This is a genomic window from Peribacillus simplex (assembly GCF_001542915.1).
Lineage (GTDB): Bacteria > Bacillota > Bacilli > Bacillales > DSM-1321 > Peribacillus > Peribacillus simplex_B.
The window spans coordinates 352,919-373,302 of the sequence record NZ_LNNH01000010.1 but is presented as its reverse complement, the minus strand read 5'-3'; the positions used below and the strand labels follow the sequence as shown (position 1 = coordinate 373,302).

Annotated in this window: 19 protein-coding genes and 2 pseudogenes; 16 read left to right on the top strand and 5 right to left on the bottom strand. The window is 35.1% G+C overall.

Annotated elements, in window-relative coordinates:
* Window positions 1–527: 527 nt before the first annotated feature.
* Window positions 528–1,559 carry an alpha/beta hydrolase gene (locus tag AS888_RS04425; RefSeq protein WP_061140956.1) on the top strand — a complete coding sequence of 344 codons (1,032 nt, stop codon included), beginning with the start codon at window positions 528–530 and terminating at the stop codon, window positions 1,557–1,559.
* A gap of 356 nt (window positions 1,560–1,915) precedes the next feature.
* Here the strand turns inward: AS888_RS04425 and AS888_RS04420 are convergent, their stop codons facing one another.
* On the bottom strand, window positions 1,916–3,088 hold the full coding sequence (locus AS888_RS04420; RefSeq protein WP_260320119.1) for an MFS transporter: 1,173 nt from the start codon (window positions 3,086–3,088) through the stop codon (window positions 1,916–1,918).
* A 300-nt stretch (window positions 3,089–3,388) separates the two neighbouring features.
* Here AS888_RS04420 and AS888_RS04415 point away from each other — a divergent pair, with 300 nt between their 5' ends.
* The 5 genes from AS888_RS04415 to AS888_RS04395 all read left to right on the top strand — a co-directional run bounded on the left by AS888_RS04415 (window position 3,389) and on the right by AS888_RS04395 (window position 7,590).
* A complete protein-coding gene (locus AS888_RS04415) occupies window positions 3,389–3,886 on the top strand; it encodes an ester cyclase (protein ID WP_081092310.1) in 498 nt (165 codons plus the stop codon).
* A 44-nt stretch (window positions 3,887–3,930) separates the two neighbouring features.
* Entirely contained in the window at window positions 3,931–4,512 is a 582-nt protein-coding gene (locus tag AS888_RS04410) for a TetR/AcrR family transcriptional regulator (protein WP_061140954.1), read from the top strand.
* Window positions 4,513–4,874: 362 nt separating this feature from the next.
* Complete coding sequence (locus AS888_RS04405) at window positions 4,875–6,092, top strand: MFS transporter (RefSeq protein ID WP_061140953.1); 1,218 nt, start codon at window positions 4,875–4,877, stop codon at window positions 6,090–6,092.
* Window positions 6,093–6,163: 71 nt separating this feature from the next.
* Window positions 6,164–6,625 (top strand): GNAT family N-acetyltransferase, encoded by a 462-nt coding sequence (locus tag AS888_RS04400; RefSeq protein ID WP_061140952.1) that lies wholly within the window; start codon window positions 6,164–6,166, stop codon window positions 6,623–6,625.
* Window positions 6,626–7,020: 395 nt separating this feature from the next.
* A complete protein-coding gene (locus AS888_RS04395; RefSeq protein WP_061140951.1) occupies window positions 7,021–7,590 on the top strand; it encodes a hypothetical protein in 570 nt (189 codons plus the stop codon).
* 97 nt (window positions 7,591–7,687) lie between these two features.
* On the opposite strand, the gene AS888_RS04390 is transcribed toward AS888_RS04395, so the two are convergent.
* Window positions 7,688–8,188 carry a hypothetical protein gene (locus tag AS888_RS04390; RefSeq protein WP_260320112.1) on the bottom strand — a complete coding sequence of 167 codons (501 nt, stop codon included), beginning with the start codon at window positions 8,186–8,188 and terminating at the stop codon, window positions 7,688–7,690.
* A 298-nt stretch (window positions 8,189–8,486) separates the two neighbouring features.
* Here AS888_RS04390 and AS888_RS04385 point away from each other — a divergent pair, with 298 nt between their 5' ends.
* Window positions 8,487–9,845, top strand: a complete 1,359-nt coding sequence (locus AS888_RS04385) for a M1 family metallopeptidase (RefSeq protein WP_221408563.1) — start codon at window positions 8,487–8,489, stop codon at window positions 9,843–9,845.
* Between the two features lie 339 nt (window positions 9,846–10,184).
* On the top strand, window positions 10,185–10,832 hold the full coding sequence (locus tag AS888_RS04380; protein WP_081092309.1) for a YesK family protein: 648 nt from the start codon (window positions 10,185–10,187) through the stop codon (window positions 10,830–10,832).
* A gap of 324 nt (window positions 10,833–11,156) precedes the next feature.
* Here AS888_RS04380 and AS888_RS04375 read toward each other — a convergent pair whose 3' ends face one another.
* Complete coding sequence (locus AS888_RS04375; protein ID WP_061140948.1) at window positions 11,157–12,476, bottom strand: SH3 domain-containing protein; 1,320 nt, start codon at window positions 12,474–12,476, stop codon at window positions 11,157–11,159.
* 317 nt (window positions 12,477–12,793) lie between these two features.
* Between AS888_RS04375 and AS888_RS04370 the strand changes: the two genes are divergently transcribed.
* Complete coding sequence (locus AS888_RS04370; protein ID WP_061140947.1) at window positions 12,794–13,378, top strand: hypothetical protein; 585 nt, start codon at window positions 12,794–12,796, stop codon at window positions 13,376–13,378.
* A 434-nt stretch (window positions 13,379–13,812) separates the two neighbouring features.
* On the opposite strand, the gene AS888_RS04360 is transcribed toward AS888_RS04370, so the two are convergent.
* On the bottom strand, window positions 13,813–14,187 hold the full coding sequence (locus AS888_RS04360; protein WP_061140945.1) for a hypothetical protein: 375 nt from the start codon (window positions 14,185–14,187) through the stop codon (window positions 13,813–13,815).
* Between the two features lie 603 nt (window positions 14,188–14,790).
* Between AS888_RS04360 and AS888_RS04355 the strand changes: the two genes are divergently transcribed.
* The 6 genes and pseudogenes from AS888_RS04355 (at window position 14,791) to AS888_RS04325 (ending at window position 18,978) form a co-directional block, all read left to right on the top strand.
* A complete protein-coding gene (locus AS888_RS04355; RefSeq protein WP_061140944.1) occupies window positions 14,791–15,210 on the top strand; it encodes a GNAT family N-acetyltransferase in 420 nt (139 codons plus the stop codon).
* 628 nt (window positions 15,211–15,838) lie between these two features.
* Window positions 15,839–16,519, top strand: a pseudogene (locus AS888_RS04345) (HAD family hydrolase).
* Between the two features lie 297 nt (window positions 16,520–16,816).
* Window positions 16,817–17,581: a PP2C family serine/threonine-protein phosphatase gene (locus AS888_RS04340; protein WP_061141067.1), complete on the top strand. Its 765-nt coding sequence runs from the start codon at window positions 16,817–16,819 to the stop codon at window positions 17,579–17,581.
* A 15-nt stretch (window positions 17,582–17,596) separates the two neighbouring features.
* Window positions 17,597–18,160, top strand: coding sequence for a histidine phosphatase family protein (locus AS888_RS04335; protein WP_061140942.1), 564 nt, complete (start codon window positions 17,597–17,599; stop codon window positions 18,158–18,160).
* 195 nt (window positions 18,161–18,355) lie between these two features.
* Window positions 18,356–18,673: a hypothetical protein gene (locus tag AS888_RS04330; protein ID WP_061140941.1), complete on the top strand. Its 318-nt coding sequence runs from the start codon at window positions 18,356–18,358 to the stop codon at window positions 18,671–18,673.
* Between the two features lie 38 nt (window positions 18,674–18,711).
* Window positions 18,712–18,978: a hypothetical protein gene (locus tag AS888_RS04325; protein ID WP_061140940.1), complete on the top strand. Its 267-nt coding sequence runs from the start codon at window positions 18,712–18,714 to the stop codon at window positions 18,976–18,978.
* Between the two features lie 140 nt (window positions 18,979–19,118).
* On the opposite strand, the pseudogene AS888_RS24880 reads toward AS888_RS04325, so the two are convergent.
* Window positions 19,119–19,469 (bottom strand): annotated as a pseudogene (locus AS888_RS24880) (winged helix-turn-helix transcriptional regulator).
* 109 nt (window positions 19,470–19,578) lie between these two features.
* On the opposite strand from AS888_RS24880, the gene AS888_RS04320 reads away from it, so the two are divergent.
* On the top strand, window positions 19,579–20,133 hold the full coding sequence (locus AS888_RS04320; protein WP_061140939.1) for an NADPH-dependent FMN reductase: 555 nt from the start codon (window positions 19,579–19,581) through the stop codon (window positions 20,131–20,133).
* Window positions 20,134–20,384: the final 251 nt, after the last annotated feature.

Here is a 20,384-nt window from a genome sequence, read left to right as displayed (position 1 = left end):
GGATCTTCATCAAATTCAATATTTTTCGGGAAAGAGGTGCTGTTATTGCATTTTTCACAGGAGAAATTGCTACGGTTATAATGCTGTACTTAATTTTAATTACTCTAAATGGAATACATTCAACCATTAAAGATTTTTATGATAATTGGAAAAATAGGTATTAAAGTTGAAATACTGTTTATCTTTTCCCTTGTTAAACTAAAGGGTGCGTTAGCTGGTCATCGGAGCTGTCTTTAAGGCGGCTTTTTCTTTTGGCACGATCGGGGCAGGTTAGTTCCGTTGTGTACAGTTTATTGTACTTTACAATATCAAATATTTATGGAAATTATTTCATAATTTAGGTAAAATATCATAGGGTTCTTTGATTTGGAATTACACACTAGCTTGTTCATGATCTCCTTTAAATAGTAATTTCCACTAGCTTTTTATTTTGATGGATAAAAGCCACAAAGGGCGGGGCGTAGTGAATTTCATTCATCAACTGCTATTTTTGTTTTGATCAAGTAGAAAGGAATGAAAGCAATTAAATGATAAATATAAAGAAATTAATAAAATGTATCGGAATAATTATTATAATATTATTAATCATTTCCCTTTTTTCACCAACATGGACTTCTCATATAAAAGGTGATAACAGTATAAGTGCATTAGAACAAGTAGAGATAAATGGAAGTAGTCAGGAAATCATGATACGTGGTAAAGATAAAGATAATCCGGTTATTATTTTTGTACATGGAGGACCCGGATGTCCGGAAATACCATATGCTGATCAATACCAAGACTTATTGGAAACTAATTTTACGGTTGTTAATTATGACCAAAGAGCAAGTGGAAAATCATATCATTTTTTTGAGGACTACTCCAATCTTTCTTCAGACTTACTGGTGGAGGACTTATTGGCTATGACGGATTATATATCAGAACGTCTTGGCAAAGAAAAGATTATACTTATTGGTCATTCTTATGGTACATATATTGCCATGCAAGCTGCTTATGAAGCTCCTGAAAAATATGAAGCATATATTGGTATCGGACAGATGAGTGATACAACAGAAAGCGAGATTGACAGTTTGAACTACAGTATTAATCAGGCTCAAAAAGCTGGCAATACGGATGATGTCTTATTTTTACAAGGGTTAACAGAAAAAATCAAAAATGGCGATACGTTCACCCCGCGAAATTATGTCATGAAATATGGCGGGGCCTCAAGACTTATTGATAACCCTGATGGTGATAACATAGGTATTTTATTCAGCAGTGAGTATAACTTATTAGATGTCATCCGTTATAACTTTGGGTTATCCTTTTCTCAAAATACTTTGTTAAAGGAAGTATTAAAAAATCCCTTACCCACTATAGTAACGGATCTTAAAATACCATGCTATTTCATCATGGGTAAATACGACTATATGACATCATCTAATGCAGCAAAAAATTATTTTGATATGATCGAAGCAAATAAAAAAGAATTTATTACTTTTGAACAATCAGCTCATTATCCACAATTTGAAGAGAAGGAAAAATTTTATGAATGGATGTGCGATACATTTATAAAATAAATATAGATAAGGAAGCATTTTCCTTATCTTGAAAAAGAGAGTGTGAAGAATTGTAACTTAATCTAACGGGTTCTTTACTTCAATAAGATAGGTTGCTGAGGCAGCCTTTTCTTATGGCGCTAACTTGATCATAAGTTTGAAGTAAGCTATAAAATTTATGACGCTAAATCAAGGAGTCTTATTCTAACAAGTGAGTAGCTCCGTATACATGTTGATAACATGGGGAATTATGAACAAGCGGGTGCATTTGTTGAACAGGAAGTAAAAGGGGTGATACATCTTAATATGTATCACCCCTTTTTGTAACTTGGTATGATTTAGGTCTTGAAAAATTTCAAACAACCTAAAAATCGGTATCATTTCTCTCTAATCTGCTCCGTAAGACGGTAGGTCATTACCCAATACAAAAGGGCCAAAGCGCTGACAGAGGCACCAAATAGAGATACTCCGATCCAGCCATAGTTTGCGTATATATTGGTTGAAATAATTGAACCCATGGCACTGCCGATGGAATAAAAAATCATGTAAGCAGCAGTAAGTCGGCTTCTTGCCTCAGGACGCACTTTGAAAATCATACTCTGGTTGGTTACATGTACTGCTTGCACAGCCAGGTCAAGAAAGATAACGCCAATGACTAATGCGACCAGTGAGTGTTCGGTAAAGCTGATTGGGAACCATGATGCTAACAATAAAACTAGGGCTATGCAGGTTGTTCGCTGCCCTAGACCTCGATCAGCCAGACCTCCAGCATGAGCAGCAGCTAATGCTCCGGCAACTCCAGCAAGACCAAACGCTCCAATTGCGGTATGTGAAAGGGAGTATGGTGGAGCACTGAGAGGTAGCACCAGCGAAGTCCACAATGTGCTAAACGCGGTAAAAATCAGCAGTGCCAGTACTCCGCGGATGCGTAGGATTCGTTCTTGCCTGAACAATGTGAGCACCGAACGAAGCAGCTGCGGATAGGAAAGTGACTCTCTTTCGCTTTCATCACGCGGGAGTACTCGGAACAACACGCCGGTCATGATGAGCATCATGGCGGCAGAAACAAGATAGACCGAACGCCAACCGGCGAGATCGGTTAGTACACCAGCGAATGTTCGTGCGAGCAGAATGCCAATCACGATTCCACTTTGCACCAAGCCGACTATACGTCCACGCTCGGATGGGGCAGCCAAAGTCGATGCGAACGCTACGAGCACTTGAGTCACCACAGCAAGCAGCCCGACCGCAGCTAACCCGGTGAACAGCACGGTGATGATGGGGGCGATGCCGACGACAATCAGAGACAATACAGATAAAAGCATCTGACTGATGATTAGCCGACGTCGATTCAGTAGATCACCGAGCGGTACCAGCAGTAGCAGTCCTAGGGCGTAACAAAGCTGGGTAATGGTGATGACAATGCCGATGGATGAATGGGCGATACCGAATTCGATCGACAGGGAGTCTAGCAACGGTTGTGCATAGTATATGTTGGCGACAGCCATCCCACAGGCTGTTGCAAACAATAGTGCCATGTAGCGAGTCATGGTTGATCCGGATACTATTTGAGATTGATTCGTTTTCGTATCATGATCTTCACCTTTAATTGTTGTTTTTTCTTTCACCTTCACCATAACTTCCCTCCTTTTTGTACTTAAAAGTATAATATATCGTTCAGTATAAAATAATTCCTTATAAGGATAACCAACAAAACGTTTTGATGTCAAGTAAGTTAAGCAGTAATTAGAATGATGTCCTTGAAATGATCATCACAATTTGACATTAGGACTGTAATTAAATAAGATTATAATATACCGATTGGTAATTAAAAGGAGGGTTAATCATCCATGAATCAAATACCGGGGAATAACGAATTCACGGAAATATCTGGGGGCGGTTCACCAGCTCCAAAATTCCTGCAGACAAACGAACAGATTATAAAAAGCTTCTTTGAAGTTGTCAGGTCAGGTAGCAACCCCGAACAAGCTAAGTTTTTTATGGCGAAAGAGGTAAGAGCACATCAAGTGAATTCAGAAAGCATGGTGACAATTAAAAGGTCACCTGAGAATTATGCTGATCATATAAGAGAAATGAAAGATGCATGGGGGAATTTTAAAATAGAAATCCAAGAATTAATTTCTCAAAATCAAAAAGTTCATGTCAGATGGAAGCAGACAGGAATGCATATCGGAGAGTACGAGGGGTATCTGCCTACAAATAAAGAGGTTATTGAATTAGGAAGTGCCGTATACCTGTTAGAGGATCAAAAAATAGTGGAATACTGGATTCAGGTGGACAGATTGGGAATCATTGAGCAAATAAAAAAGAATCAAGAACAAGATTAATTATCTAGTGAAGAAATTTTGTTTTTTGAAATGAGGGATGTATTATGGTTCGACTTCGTGAATTTGATGAGGAAAAAGCGTTGGATGAAGCTATGCTGCTTTTTTGGGAGAAGGGGTACAAGGCTACTTCGCTAAGCGATTTGACTGCCAAAATGGGGATACAACGACCAAGCTTATACTTAGCTTTTGGAGATAAAGAGAAATTGTTTGAGGCTGCATTACGCAAATATACAAAGCTACATGCTTCCCATATTCGAACAAAATTTCAAAACAATCTATCTGTAAAGGAAGCATTTCAAACATTTTTTGAAGATTTGGTGGAAGAGGAATATAAAGAAAGTCCGAACAAAGGATGTTTTTGCATTAATACAATGGTGGAACTTGCCCCTCACGATGAAAAATTTGAAATCCTTACAAGGGAGCATCAAATGTATCTTTCGATCATATTTCAAGAAACGATTGTCCGAGGTATTCGCTCAGGTGAGCTCGAAAGCAGCCTTGATGCTAAAGTTTTGGCACAGACACTAGTCGTTTCATTAATCGGACTTACCGTGTTAATGAAATCTCGTCCAGAGCGTTCATTTGTAGAAAATTCTGTAGCGATGATATTATCATTATTAAAATAAATTCATCAAAATTCCAGTTTTATCAATCATGTCAGTCTCTGTGATCGATCGATTGCAGCTGTCATGCTAATGATTATTTTAACCAGTTTCGGCAAGTTTCTTTAATAAAAGAATGATTCATTAATTATAGTAAAAGCGTATCTTTTTTCAAAACACGCTTTTACTTCGAAAAGAAACTATATTTTTAGTTGTTTTTTATTGGTTAACGGGTGCTTTACTTCATTATCAGGAGCTGATCAGCAGCTCCTTTTCTCATGGAACTATCGGGGCGGGATAGTTCATTAAGGAAAACAAGTATTTAATGATATAATTGTAAAAAACAGGGATTGTATAGGTGGGTAGATTTATTAATAGGAGATATTATGAAAGGGATACCGTTTTATAGTTTCTGGTTTGCTAAGACAAGCATAGCCCTAGCTGATGTCATTTACATTATGGTAATTACCACATTTATATATCAAAAAACTGATTCTGCATTAATGGCTTCATTATTTCCTTTATTCAAGGCCTTGGCTAATTTAATTGCTGGCCTTACATCACCATTACTTTATAAAAAGTTCACTTTCTCTAAATTACTTGTGAGTCTTCAAGGTTTGAAGGCTATAATACTTACTTTCTTACTTCTGGGTTTCTTGCCTATAACTAATCATATTTATGTTCTGTTATTATTTATTTTAGTTATATCTTTTATGGAAGGATGGGGAAACCCGTTACTTAATTCTGTTACACCTAAAATTGTACCGAAAGAAAATCTTGTGAAAGCTAACAGTTCTTTATCTATTACAACACAATCTGTTCAAATAGCTGGATATAGCTTTACAGGTTTTGCTGTCATAAATTGGGGATATAATTCAACTTTGGCTTTTAATGTAGTATTGCTTTGGGTTTCTGTATTGGCTTTATATATTACATCAAAATATTTTATGGATAACGTTGAAGTTCAAATAGAAAATAAGTCTAAATGGACACTAATGAATGAAGGATGGGGTATTTTATGGCGTAATCAAACTCTTAGACTGGTTACATTAATGGATGTTATTGAGGGAATGGCAGGTTCCATTTGGATAGGAGCAATAACATTGGTGTATGTAAAAGAAGCCTTAAACCAAGGGGAACAATGGTGGGGGTTTATTAATGCAAGTTATTATATCGGTTCTATTTTTGGGGGTATAATCACCTTGTTCATAGCTAAAACCATACAGAAGCACTTAATTTTTAGTATGGCGATCGGTTCGTTATTATTTAGTATTTTCACGTTAATATATGGGCTGACGAGTAACCCTATACTGGCTCTTCTGCTTTGTGTTGCAATGGGTCCAGCCTACCAAATAAGAGATGTAGCTCAACAAACTGCATTTCAAATAAATATTCAAGCCAAACATTTACCAAAGGTGTATGCATCCCAAGGTATCCTTTTATCAACTGTTACAGGTTTATCCATTTTTCTAATGGGCTTCATTGCTGACTTTGTTGGAGTACGAGCTGTATATATATTCGGTTCAATCCTAATCTTTATTTCAGCTATATTATCTTTTACATTAGTTAAGGCTCATAATAAAATGAAAATCTTCTTTAACTAATTTACTACAATAAATTTGATTAAAAAATGTATATAAATTCATATAAAATAAGCTAACGAAGGGAAAACAATATGCCAATTATTAGCGTTAGAGATTATCCAGAGTATAAAGAAAAAGCAATTAAATATATTCAGTGCAAATGGGCAAACGAAAACAGCCTGAAAGTATATGAAGACTGCATTATGCACAGCATAACAACAAAAAGTCCGCTCCCTATTTGGTATTTGATGGAGGATTCGGATGAAATTATTGGCTGCGCAGGTCTCATTAGCAATGATTTTATTAGTCGTATGGATTTATGGCCCTGGATATGTGCCCTTTATATTGAAAATAGCTATCGTGGTAGGTCTTTAGGCAAAGAGCTACTAATGCGTGCTAAAGCTGATGCGGAAAAAGCAGGATTCAATAAAGTTTTCCTTTGTACTGACCACATTGGATACTATGAAAAATATGGATTCACTTATATAGGTAACGGATACCATCCTTGGGGAAGTAGTTCAAGAATTTATGAGAGCAATAACCAATTCATTTAGCTGTAAAAAATGGGAGTGACTCTATATTAAAAATGTTCCTTCTTTTTGGTATTCTGTTTATTGTCATTTTTGGAGTTTGGTTGAGAAAAGGATTCTTTTATTCGAAATTAAAAATAAAAGGAAATTGTCTTCTTATTGGATAACTCTTATTGTTCTAGGAGTACTATTTATTGTGATTTTTCTCTAAGCTTATTTCGTAAACGGGGAATTTGGTGATTGGACTGATCGGGTTTATTACCTAAATACCAAATAGAAAATTCTTGAACTAACAGGTTCTGTAGTTGAGATCCCGGGCTGCCATTTGGTGGCCTTTTTGCTTCATGAACTAAAGGGGCAGGTTAGTTAAAGAAGGTGATAAAATATTATTAGAACAAAATGAACAACGGGGGAAAAATATGAAGTTAGAATTGGTAACGAATGAAGAAATTAATATGCTGCATTCAAAGTTTAAAAAATTCAATACTCATCTTGTTGAAGAACCAAGTAAGTTATACAATCATATCGGTATTATGGATGTATATAATCGAGTTCTCACTGAAGAAGAGGCAAGTGAGTTATTGGGGAGAAGTCATAATGTAAAGTACGGTCCCAAATTCGTTAGTACCTTTACGAATCTTTTTCAAATAGAAGAGAATGAAGTATATGTACACATTTATAAAAAAGGTTTGGTAAAAGCAGAGTTCAGGCATATATTAAGCTGTTTACATCGAAAAGAGGCAAATTTCTTTCGAAAGTTGTTTTCCAGCAACAAGGGTATTTACAAAATAGGTGACGTTGAAGCCCTTATCTTTTTAACGAAACTTTCCGTGAATGAATCGTATTTTACTAATTTTTTCTTTCCTTCTCTTGATACAGTGATAATCGGGAATTGGGATTTGTCTTTTCCTGTTTATTCTAAGACAACAATAGGCTTTCAGAAGGTTAAGGAGATTATTGAAGAAAATGGCTTATGTATACGACAGTAAGGATAAGAGAGCACCAGGAGCACTCATTTCTTGTTGAGCTAACCGATGCGTTAGTTCAAGAAAAAGACCGATTATTTCGGTCCTTTTGTTTTTCTTTTTATTCCGCAGTGAATGTAAATGTTTCTTTTAACGGTCTGCCTTCGCTGCCTTTTTTAGTCCAAACGATTTCAACTTCTAATTCCGTAGCCTTTTCAGCCAAAAGGAAATTGCTAAATCGATAAGGATACCCATCATTCAGTTGTTTAGCTAAGGTAATCGCTTGTTCATCAGTATCTAGTTTGCTACAAGGGTGATCAGGAGGACAACCAAAAAGTGCAAACTTCGTCGTAGAATTAGGTTCATTTCTATACATGTGAATTTCCGCAGATATTACATCCTTACCAATGTTATCAACCTCTAAAGAGTAAGTATGATATTCTCCGTTTTTGGATTCTGCTAACCCCTTACCTTTTTCAGCCTGGCCTATTTGAACAGACCATTGTTTCGATGTTTGCTTGGCTGGCAATTCACCAAAGGTTAAAGCTTTTGCCCCTAGCCTTGGTGAAACTATGTTCAAAAGAAATAATGTACATATGACAAGTATCGTTTTCTTAACCATGACTACCTCCTTTTTTAGTTACAGATATTTTGCCCAAAATCGATTGGAATATGTTTTAACTAACCGGTGCTTGCTATCAATAAGGAAGTTTGCAGCGGCCTCCTTTTTTCTTACGGAACTAAAGGGGCAGGATAGTAGCAAAAGAAAAGAGAAGGATTTTACATTTTTTTGAAGAAATACTTTCTTTAAGAAGTTAACAATCGAAATGTAATGAGGTGAAGAGATTAAAAAATTAATTATTATATGCCTACTATTAATTGCAACTGGTTCCATCTGGATGATATATGGAACGGAAAAGGTGAAATTTCCAAGCACTTCAACGGTTAAACAGGATAAGGAAGGGTTTTCACCAAAAGGATTATCTCCAGGTAGTGAGTCTGAGTACGATATTAATATGGAAATGGATGTAGAAGGTAACTTTAAAATCCATTCAACTACTTCTATTAAAAATATCTCTACTGATGAATGGGAACAGTTAATATTTTACTTTATTCCAAATATGTTTACTGAAACTAATTCATCCTTAGAAAAACCCTCTACTGTTAAAGTCGAAAGCATCAATCTTGATGGAGAAACAGTAAAGTTCAATCTTGAAAAAGATACGTTAACCGTTCCTTTAAATGAAAAGTTAGAACCAAATAAAGATGTAGTTGTCGACATTAAGTATGAATTCACTCTTCCAGAGAAGGGTTTTCGATTTACCAAAAATGAAACTAATTATTTTCTAGCACAATGGTATCCTATGATTGCCACATATAGAAACCATAAGTGGAATAAGGAAGCGTATCGGTTGAAAGGTGAGACCTATCATACTGGATTTAGTGATTTCAGAATACATTACAAATTGCCAAAAGGTTTAACGATAATTTCATCTAGCGATAATGATAGGTATCCAAGTAAACGTACAGGCGTTTTAGAAGGGAAAAACTTGAAAGAATTTTATATTTCGTTACTGAGGGAACCGAATGTGACCCAAAAGAAGACAGATGACATTACAATTAGAGTATTTGGGGTTGATGAAAGAAAAGAATTACATAAAGAAATAATTGAGTTGGCTAGTGAAGCAATGAATTACTTTCAAAATACTATTGGACCTTATCCTCATAAGCAACTGGATATTATTTTAGATGAATTAGGAATGGAATATCCAGGTGTAGTAACAGCTAGTTCTATTTATAATCATTGGCTTGAAAGTCCTGAACATCTAAAACGTACAGTTGTTCACGAAATTGCTCATCAATGGTTTTATGGGGTTATAAGTAATGATTCTTATCACGATGCCTGGCTGGATGAAGGTATAACAACGCTCGCTACTTCGTTGTTTTATGCAAATCAAGGTAATGATAGTTCCTTTGATGAAGAGCTCTCTAGGGAATTTACTTTACCTGTAAACTTACCATTAGATAAATACTCTTTTAACGAACAGAGTGGTTATATTTATGGGAAATCTTCCGAAATGCTCTGGAAAGTTTTTCAGGAAAATGGTGGGGAATTAAAAGCAGAAGATTTTCTCAAAAATTATTATGATCATTATCAATATAAGGAAGTAAATACACTAGAGTTTGTACGTTTTTTAAAATACGATTTGAACTTAAAGGATGACGATTATTTTAAAGATTGGATTTTATTAGAGAATAACAATGAGCGGGTGCGTTAGTTGAAGATCGGAGCTTTCTTTTAGGCAACTTTTTCTTTATGCAACTAACGGGGCAGGGGAGTTCAACTGTGTGATAAACATTAAACCTCCTTAGGAATAGTAATGAAAAAAATGAATGTGGCATCCTATTAATTTGTAATATTATTCAAGTAGAGAGTGTGAAAGGGAATGAATGACGAACACTGGCCTAAATGTTACTCAAACGATATGTATTAAACAATAGTAAGAAGGAGTTCTTTGAATTGGGTGAAAATTTGACTGGAATTCCTTAACAACCATTTATACTAACATATCCTTTTTTAAATAATATCCAAGGGAGAGATAAGTATTTTTTTATACATGTATGAAGCAGGAATTATACTGGGAATTATTATGTGTGGACTCACCTATCTATTTTTGAGAAAGATAGAGGACAGAACTCAATTCTTACTTCTATTCTCACTAGGCATTTTGATTTTAGTGTTTTCACTTTTTGTGATTGGTGGGTTTGAGGGGATGCCGTATGGTGTATTGAGCCTTGGTGTAATGACACTGGCGATTCTATATTTTTTCTTAAATAGATATCCCTTAGGAAGGAAAATTCTCTTTATTGGGGTTCCATTAATCATGGCTCTTCATATTTTATTCATATTTATCAATCAAGTTGACTACAGGGTTGTGGATAAGGAAAGACTGACCGATGATGAAACTGGGAATTATATTGAAAAAATCGAGAAAGATACATCGATTGTCGGTTACAAAAAGTTTAAAGGAGGTGAAGGGGAGGACTTTTTATTAATATCAATGGGTGGTGAAAGAAAGGGAAATACCATTGAAGTGTTGGAAGTGAACGAAGATAGTGAAAAGACTATCATCCGCATTCGGACATCTTTTAATAAAAACCCTGAGCCAAATCCGTATATAGCTGTAGCACTTACTCGTATAAAATCAAAGGTAGTCATTTTGGATACTGATGGAACAAATTATGGAGATGGTTTATTTGATTAAACCTTTCTAATTTGTTTCATACTTTGGATGGTTCCTTTTTCTAACGGGTCAGATTAGTCCAAGAAGTATTATTTTAGTGTATAGTGATTTCAATAACACAAATGTAGACAATAAATTTTTTCCTGCTTCTCGGCATCTCGCCAGATGCAGACTATAACGATGGTTAAACGCTCATCAGGCGTCAATTTCCGACATTTAAGCCTTCGAAACTAGTATAAGGACTCGTATAATTTTTAACGGTAGATCCACCTCTGCCAGTCAACAATGATCGTATAAAAAAGCCGAATGAAAAAAGCATCCAACTGGATGCTTTTTTGTTGTGAGTTACTTGAATGGACGGATGGCAATCAGCGTCATTTGTTTGCCTCGTTTACTGTCCAATGTTAACTCCACTTCAGTGCCTTGTAATGAAAACAGCTCATTTTTCAGTGAATCGGAAGTGGCTTTTGCTGAATAAGTAACACCATCATTGGCTATGAATCGGAAAACGCCCGTTGAGTCGACTCCTGTAACCATCCCTTTAACGTTAATCGTCGTATTGGTTTGAGTAGGGGGGGACACGACTGGGATTTTTATCGTTTGTCCGATTGTTAATTTTGATGAGTCCACTTTAGGGTTTGCTTCTTGAATAACCGCTACAGGAATGCCTAAACGTTTAGAAATCTTAGTAAATGTATCTCCACTTTTAATAATGTATATAGAAGAATGGGAAGGGTTCTCTTGTTTGCTTGTTTGCGGTTTTGCAGTTAAATAGCTCTCGCTCACATATGCTTTTTTTCCGTGGTACGTGATTTGAGCCCAACCATTAGTGGTTGAAACCACCGTTACTTTACTATTTTGTTTCAAGGAACCCAATACTGCACCAGTTGCAGAGGCAGCGGCCCTAACACGTAACGAGCTTGCATGTACATACATCGTCTTAGCTTGAACAGATGTATCGGGGGTAGTATCAACAGGTTTTGTACCTTGATCCGTTGCTTTAGATTCAGAAATGTAAGCGGCACTCACAAACAGCACTCTGCCTTCGATTATTATTTCTGCCCATCCATTTTTCACATGGATAAGTTTTACTGCATCCCCTTTTTTATAGCTGCCGACAATGGAACTGCTTGTACTAGGTGAGGAACGAACATTCAAAGAAGTGGCTGTAACATACGCATCTTTAACACTTGGTAAAAGTAATTTTTGGTGATCTTTAATCGAAGTGATACCGTTTGCCTCTTTGATTTGTTGCGGTGTAACACCGTGTTTTTTAGAAATAGCTTCAATCGTATCCGTATCTTTCACCACATACGTATATTCATCTATACACGCAGAAGCGGTTTGAGCGGAAAGTGTTAATAAAATCGTGAAAATTCCCGATACGATGACTGTTTTAGCTGGACTCCTTTTCACCCAATTCCTTACATTGGCTACATGGGTTCCCCAATCCAGGGTGATGCTTCTCAAGAAAGAATTTACTTCTAAAACATTTCTGATATCCAGATTATGGGTTGCTTTATTATATTGACGGGTTTCCATTCTTGTAGTGAATACGGGCGTGATTTCTTTCGCTTTGATTTTTCCTTCTTTGTGATACCCATGTTTTTCTTTTCTGCTTACTACCAATTTTCCATCCACCACTAAAGGCATCTCTATGTTCATTTTCATTCCCCCAAATGTGGTTTACTCATTTCTATATTCTGTAAATGATAAGGTTCTGTCCTTAAACATTGCTGCTCATTTGTTGCTCCTTCTTTTGAATGGAAACCACCATTATTCCTGTTTCAATAAATTAAGATCATTCTTTTCCATTTAACGGCCCCGGTAGTGAAAAAATCCATATTAGTAAATTAGATCAATTGAATATTAATTATAATTGTGAAATATGCGAACTAACAGGGCCAAAAGATGCAGTGAATTCAGCAGAATTCCATGTAATTTTTAGGTAAATTATGGTAGTGTGAAATAGGGGTGATCACTTGAGGAAATGGTTTGTTCTTTTTATTAGCTTCTTTTTCGTTTTATTCTTTTTACCAGGTTGTTCAGCGAAGCCTTCTCTGGAGCTAGTAGATGCGGATGTTGATATTGTGAAAGATAAAAGCGTAGTTGGTGCGATTAGGATAACCGAAGGGGAAAGAAAAGGAGATGAGCTGATACCGACCGCTTTATTTTATCGATTCACCATTAAAAATAATGGCGATGATCCAGTAGGCAGCATCGAGAAAGCTGATAAAGGAATCGAACTTAAGATTGAGCCTAAAGACCAATTAAAATCGGTGTCAAAAGATGTGATAGGCTTCAATATCTACAATCCTGACGATTATAATGAGAGTGGCGTAGGGTTCGGCCAATCCCTTATATCCATTATTAATGCTGACCAAATGGAGAAGTATACATGTACCTACGATTTAGGTGTAAGCGAAGAAAATCCCGAAGTTCCGTTGCTTGTACCTTCAAAAGAAAAATTAGCCCAACTGAAAGAGAATGCATTTGATGCTTTCCTGATTGTAACGATCGAAAATCAAGAAATTGCAAGATTTGACCTGGATGAATTTAAAAACTAACGGAGCAAGTTAGTTTTACATAACAAACCTTGTAGAAAAAATCTGAATGAAGTCGGTGATGTTATGTTTAAGCAAAGCATCAGATTTCCCTTAATATATTTTGTGATATTAACCGTTTGGAAATTTATTGCTAACAAAGAGGTTGATTGGATAGATAACATAATGGCCTGTTTTATATTGTTCTTGATTATTTTGCTATATAATTGGGCGAAAGTCCCATATAAGTGGAATAAGGACAAATGAAGAGGGAAGATAATCAATACTTTTCTCTTCAGCTAACAGGGTGCGTTTGCCGAAGATCGGAGCTGTTTTAAAGGCAGCTCTTTTCTTATGGAATAAACGGGGCAGGTTAGTTCTATAAAAAGTATCCCGCAGTTGACGCAAACTGTGCATGAAAAAAAGTTACCTTTCAGCAACTTAGGAGTAGAAATCCATTATTTATATTTAGTAAGCCAGTCAATTAATTGGTCATAGTTACTTGAGAACATTGCATTGTCTTTGGTATTAGAATGTTTTAGGTGAATTAGAATATCCCCTTCTTCTAATAAAAAAGCGACTGCAATCGTGTTCTCTAATATATTATTAGAGAAAAATTTTTCTTTCCACAATTTTTGTACAGAAAAATGTTCTGGAGTATAACCTTTACGATTAACTAACAACTTATACTTTTTTCCATGTCTAATAAATGAATAGCACGTTTTCTCAAATGAATTAAACCAGGTGTTTACATCAGCAAGGCTTATGAAACCTGTCAAATTAGTGATAATTATATCTTCAGAAATGGATGTACTTAAATTTTTAACATTCAATTAGACAACAACTCCTTATCAATATTATAAACCAAATAATGTAAGGTGGGTGTAAGTTTTAATGTTGCACAGTTCGAATAAACTACGTGGAAACAAAAGCTTAATCATTTTCATTGGCATTTAGAACTCCCAAGAAAATTAAAAAAGCTCAAAATCCAGAAAAAACCACAAGAAAATAGACCCAGTAAAAACGCTTTTTAAAAAAGGCTGAGCCTTATGAGTGATCTGATTGAGTTTGGTAAATCGTTAAACAAAAACCTCCAATCATAGCAAATTAATTGGAAGCTAGCGCGACAACCAAAAAAGGATTAATCTCCCATGAGTGCTACCCATAAAGGGCGCGACAGTCGGTGGTACACCGTGGTCGTCGGAGTCAGACTAACAGACTAACGGATGGGCTCAAAGGCACCATAGTTCAACGACCTTTTCGCCAGCCATTAAAACATTATCGACATAGAGACCAATTTTCATTCTCTGTGGTGAAGCGCTGATTTTTGCGCTTCATGGATGGCTAACGGGGCAGGTTAGCTGAGGAAGAGGAGTAAATAAAACTATGACGAATATATATTTATTGGTTAATTTGAGGAATTGGAGTAAAAAATTTTGAAAAAATATAAGATTGAAAATAATATCCCCACATTGGAAGAATACAAATATTTGTGTGAATCTGTGGGATGGACTAATTATATGAATTTTGAAGTGGTGGAAACATCCCTAAGGAATTCTCTTCACTCCATCACAGTCAAGGATAATGAACAAATTGTGGGTATGGGGAGAATTGTCGGCGATGGAGCTATTTATTTCTATATCCAAGATATAGTGGTTCATCCAGAATATCAGAAAAATGGTATTGGAAATGAAATAATGAATCTTTTGGTTGAATACTTAAAAACAAATGCCCCGGATAAGGCGTTTGTTGGTTTGTTTGCATCGCAAGGTAAAGAACCGTTCTATGAGAGATATGATTTTAAAAACTTCTCACCCAATATGACAGGAATGTTTACTGTAATTTCAAAAAAATAGATTCTTATAGAACTAACGGGCAGGTTAGTTTAAGATGAACTTCTATTTCTTCAGACAACGAAAAGTTTTAGATGATATGATTAAATAAGAAGGCTCTGTTAAAGGAAAAGGTTAATAAATCGTTAATGAAATTAGAAGTATTCAAAAAAGAATATATCAAAAGCCATAGAATAGGAGTAATCATCTTTGAATTATGTTAGATTTTGTGTTTATCAATTCATCTTATTTTCAGCAATTTTTGTTATCAACATTCCCCTGGATAAATACATAGGTAAACCATTTACTTCTGTTGATTTATTAGCAATATGTATAAGTATATTTTTCATACTAATCGTTTACGGAGTAATAAATAAGATATATAGCCGATTCGAGAATATTAGGTTACGAAATAAGATATTGATTTCAATACCAATTGTTATATTATCAATTCTGTTTATAGGGATACTGGAGCAACTGTTCGTTTAGTTTTCTTATTCAACTAACGGGTGCGTTAGCTGAGGATCGGAGCTGTCTTTAAGGCAGCTTTTTCTTATGCAACTATCGGGGCAGGTTAGTTCAACAAGGAATTTGGAGTAAGTATAACGAAATAGATAAGTATTGTAATTGTTAGGGAGTGGGGGGAAAAGGGATTAAAGCAGTGATTTTTGATTTAGATGGGACTTTATTAAATAGAGATGCTTCACTACAAAAATTTATTGACGGACAATATGAAAGATTAAATAAATGGATAGGACATATACCAAAAGAGAAATACACATCAAGGTTCATAGAGTTAGATTGTCGAGGTTATGTTTGGAAAGATAAAGTATATCAACAATTGGCTGGTGAATTTGTTATTCCAGGGATAACTTAGGAAGATTTACTTCAAGATTATATAAGCCAATTTAAGAATAGTTGCGTCTCATTTCCAAATCTTATTAGCATGTTAGAAAAATTACGAAGTAACAATCTTGTTCTAGGAATGATTAGAAATGGAAAAGGACAGTTTCAGATAGATAATATAAGGGCTTTAGGTATTAAAAAGTACTTTGAAACAATTTTAGTATCTGAATGGGAAGGAATTAAAAAACCTGACCCTCAAATATTTAAGAGAGCCTTGGAGCAACTGAATGTTTCACCTAATGAAAGTATATTTGTTGGCGATCATCCAAAAAATGATGTGAACGCTGCTCAAAATGTAGGGATGAAGGGAATTTGGAAAAAAGATTTTCAATGGAACAATGTCAAAGCAGATTTTATAGTAGATGATTTGGCGGAATTACCTTTAATCATCGAAAAATTAAGACAATCCCATATTAAATCTTCTTGAACTTTAGGTGCGATACTTCAATAACGAAGTGTCGTTTTTTTCTTATAGAGCTAAAGGGGCAGGTTAGTTCATTAAGAGAGTAATTATCTGATCAAATATAATCATTTGGGATATTTCATTAGCAATAGTTAGATAAATAACAAATTTGGTTATATTTGTTTTATAATTTTATCTATATCGGAAAAGGGGATAGTTATTGTGGAAGGTTGTTATTGTAATAACCACACTGAAGATACACAAACTTCAGGGACTTATAAGGGTGAAGAATTTAGTTGGGTTGGAAGTCAGGAAGCTTTTATTGATAATCCAGATATTCAAAAGCTTAACCAAATTATTGTTGGACGTTATGGAGGAAACTCAGAAGCAGGTCAAAATAAGAACGAAGATGGTTGCTTAGTGTGGTCAAATAAAAATGAGGATTGGGAATTCGTAATTATATTAGATGCACACTATACTGCCGAGAGTGCTGAGATAGTGATTGATCTTTTTAAACAGAATAAAACGGATATGGAAAACCTATTATCCTTTCCTACTACAAATCATTATATGTTTAAAAACCTTGAAGAGAAGATATTAAACCTTTTTCAAAGTGATGAATTTCTTTCTATTTGTCGTAAAGTAAAAGGTGAAACCTCCTGTTTAATCGTTGTACGAAAACATAAGTATCTTTGGTGGTTTTCGGTAGGAGACTGTATTCTTTATTTGTTTCATCAAGATTTAGTTGTACTTGGACAATATCAACTTAATCAAAGGCAATTCTATGAATGGGTAGGAAAGGTCAACACATTTGATAACAAAGTGCCTTGTTATACCAGTGGGACAAGAGAGCTAAGAAAAGGGTTAAATCATATTTTTTTGACTACTGATGGTTTAATAGAATGTTCAAATGCCCCTTTTATTAATCCAAGTGAAATATTTAAAGTGTTTGCTAATTGTCAAACCGACGATGGTATTGAATTATTGCTGCAAGAAATTCAAGAAAACAATGTTAGGGATAGCACTACCATAGTTTCCTGGGAAGTTTATATATCAGAAGAAGCAAGTAAACCAAGCGACCAATAGAGGTGGGAGGGGCTTATGTTAAAGAAGATTTTCATTGTCAGACATTGTGAAGCACAGGGGCAACCTGCGGAATCTCCATTAACAGAAAAAGGTTTAAAACAAGCGGAATATTTAGTTGATTTCTTCAGTAATGAAAAAATTGACCGAATAATTTCAAGTCCTTTTTTGCGGGCTATTCAATCGGTAGAGCCCTTAAGTGAGAAAACAAATATTAAAATAGAGATTGATGAACGCCTCTCAGAACGAATACTAAGTACAATGGACTTGCCTGATTGGTATGAAAAACTAAAAGCAACATTTAATGATATGGAATTAAAATTTGAAGGAGGAGAGTCAAGTCAAGAAGCAATGAATCGAATTGTAAATGTTGCAGAAGAAGTCTTTAAAGGTGGGACCGAAAACACAGTAATCGTCAGTCACGGAAATATAATATCCTTTCTTTTAAAGAATTATCATAGTGACTTTGATTTTGAGTGTTGGAAAAACCTTACTAATCCTGACGTTTTTCAAATAAACTGTATCAATAATGAAGTGATCTTGGAACGTATATGGGATGAAGATAAAATAATAAAAATCTAATTAATTACATTATTTTACAGAACTAACGGGTGCGTTATCTGCAGATCGGAGCTGTCTTTAAGGTTGCTCTGTTCTTATGGAACTAAAGGGGTAGGTTAGTTCATTAAGGTTGGAACATCTTTCTAGATAAATAAGAAAGGTGTTTTGTTAAGATTGAAGAAGTAACTACAAAGTAACTTGGAGGATATAGGCAAAATGCGTTCTTTCCTAGATAAAATTAAGAATACTTTTTTTGAGAAGTTGTCACGCAGAATTAAACCCCTGATGTTTGTACAGATATTATTATCAATCATTGCAATATTTGTTTCGTTGCAAGCATTGAATGAAATTGATACCACAGTTTATTACACATATTCCACGATTATAAAAATTACAGTAGGTTTTGTGATGCTTTTAATAGGGATTGAAAATTATATAGTTAACAAAAGAAATAAAAAAGAATATATAATTTGGTTTGTCGCTGCCTTAATATTTTTTGGAATAGCTATTGACCAATTTTTCTTCTTACGCTAACGGGTGCTTTACTCCAATAACAGGGGGATAATTAAGCTATGTTAGATTTTCTTTTAGGCATTCTATCAGCAGGATTCGGTGATAATTCTTTGGATACTCGAAAAATTGATCGAAATATAGAAATGCTGAAGAATCATACTTGGTTTAAAGAAATATACGAAGATGAAAAATATCATCGATTGTTTTTTGTAGATAGAAATGTTAGGCAGTATTTACAATGTACAATGCGTGTAAAAAGAATTATAAAAAGGGAAAAATCTCAAAGAGTATTTCTTGTATTTTTAAATAAGCAGTTAAAAAAATAAAATATCCTTAATGAACTAACGGGTGCGTTTGCCGAAGATCGGAGCTGTTTTAAAGGCAGCTCTTTTCTTATGGAACTAACGGGGCAGGTTCGTTTAGCAAAGATATTAAAAATGTAAAAGCACCCAATAAAGGCCGTATTTTATTTACTCGCTCTTTCGTTCGATTTTTGTCTTTTATGCAATGTATGCTTTGTTCCCCATTCATGCATTGCGTGTAAGATGTGTTCCAAGCTCCTGCTGTATTCAGTAATCGAATATTCCACTTTAGGAGGAACCTGTGGAAAGACAACGCGCTGAATAGTATCCTCGTTTTCTAACTCACGTCATTGATTGGTGAACATTTTTTGCGTGATTCCAGGTATTCTTCGTTTTAACTCACTGAATCTTTGAGTACCGTTCGTAAATAAATGCACTAAGATAATTGGTTCCCATTTCCCGACTAATATACTTAAAGCATCTTCTACACAGCATGATTCTGGTTCTATATTCAGCCTAATAGCTCCTTAAGTATCTTTTTCTATACTATACCACTTTTAAGTGCGTACTTTTTAATATGACCATTATGCGTAATAATAACATTGAGAGAAAGGATGATATTAAATGACAAAAATCGGTATTTTAGTTGGTAGCTTACGAAAAGAATCTTTTTCTAAAAAAATCGCATCGAATGTTGCAGCTTTGTTTCCCGAAGGATATGAAACAGAATGTATCGAAATCGGAAATCTCCCATTCTATAATCAGGATGATGATAGTGAAAATAATGTCCTACCAGAATATACGGCATTTCGTAACAAAACAAAGCAATTTGATGCTTTTTTATTTGTAACACCTGAATATAACCGTTCTGTGCCAGCTGTATTAAGTAATGCACTGGATATAGGTTCACGTCCTTATGGAGCGAGTGTTTGGAATGGTATACCAGCAGCCATTATTAGTCAATCACCTGGTAATTTAGGCGGTTTTGGGGCAAACCACCATTTACGTCAATCACTTGTATGCTTAAATATGCCAGTGGTTCAACAACCGGAAGCTTATTTGAGTAACGCGGCAGCTTTATTGGATGAAAACGGCAAAGTTAAGAATGAAGGAACTGTTCAATTCTTACAATCTTTTGTCGATACGTTTGTAGGTTTGATTCAGAAATATCAAGTTTAGTTTTATTCGGCAATCGGGGCGCGATTGTAAAACATGAAGTAAAAGGGCGATACATATTAATCATGTCTAATATGTATCGGCCTTTATTTTTTATGGCTTTTTAGGTCTTGATAATATACACTTTCCGCATTTTGTTGGTTGGCCCCCATTACCATCAAGCTAAAACAGAATTTTTAGGATCTATTGTGAAAAGAAAAAATATATTTATGGTTTTAGGGGTGGCCTGTTTTCTTAGGCTGATGGCACGGTGG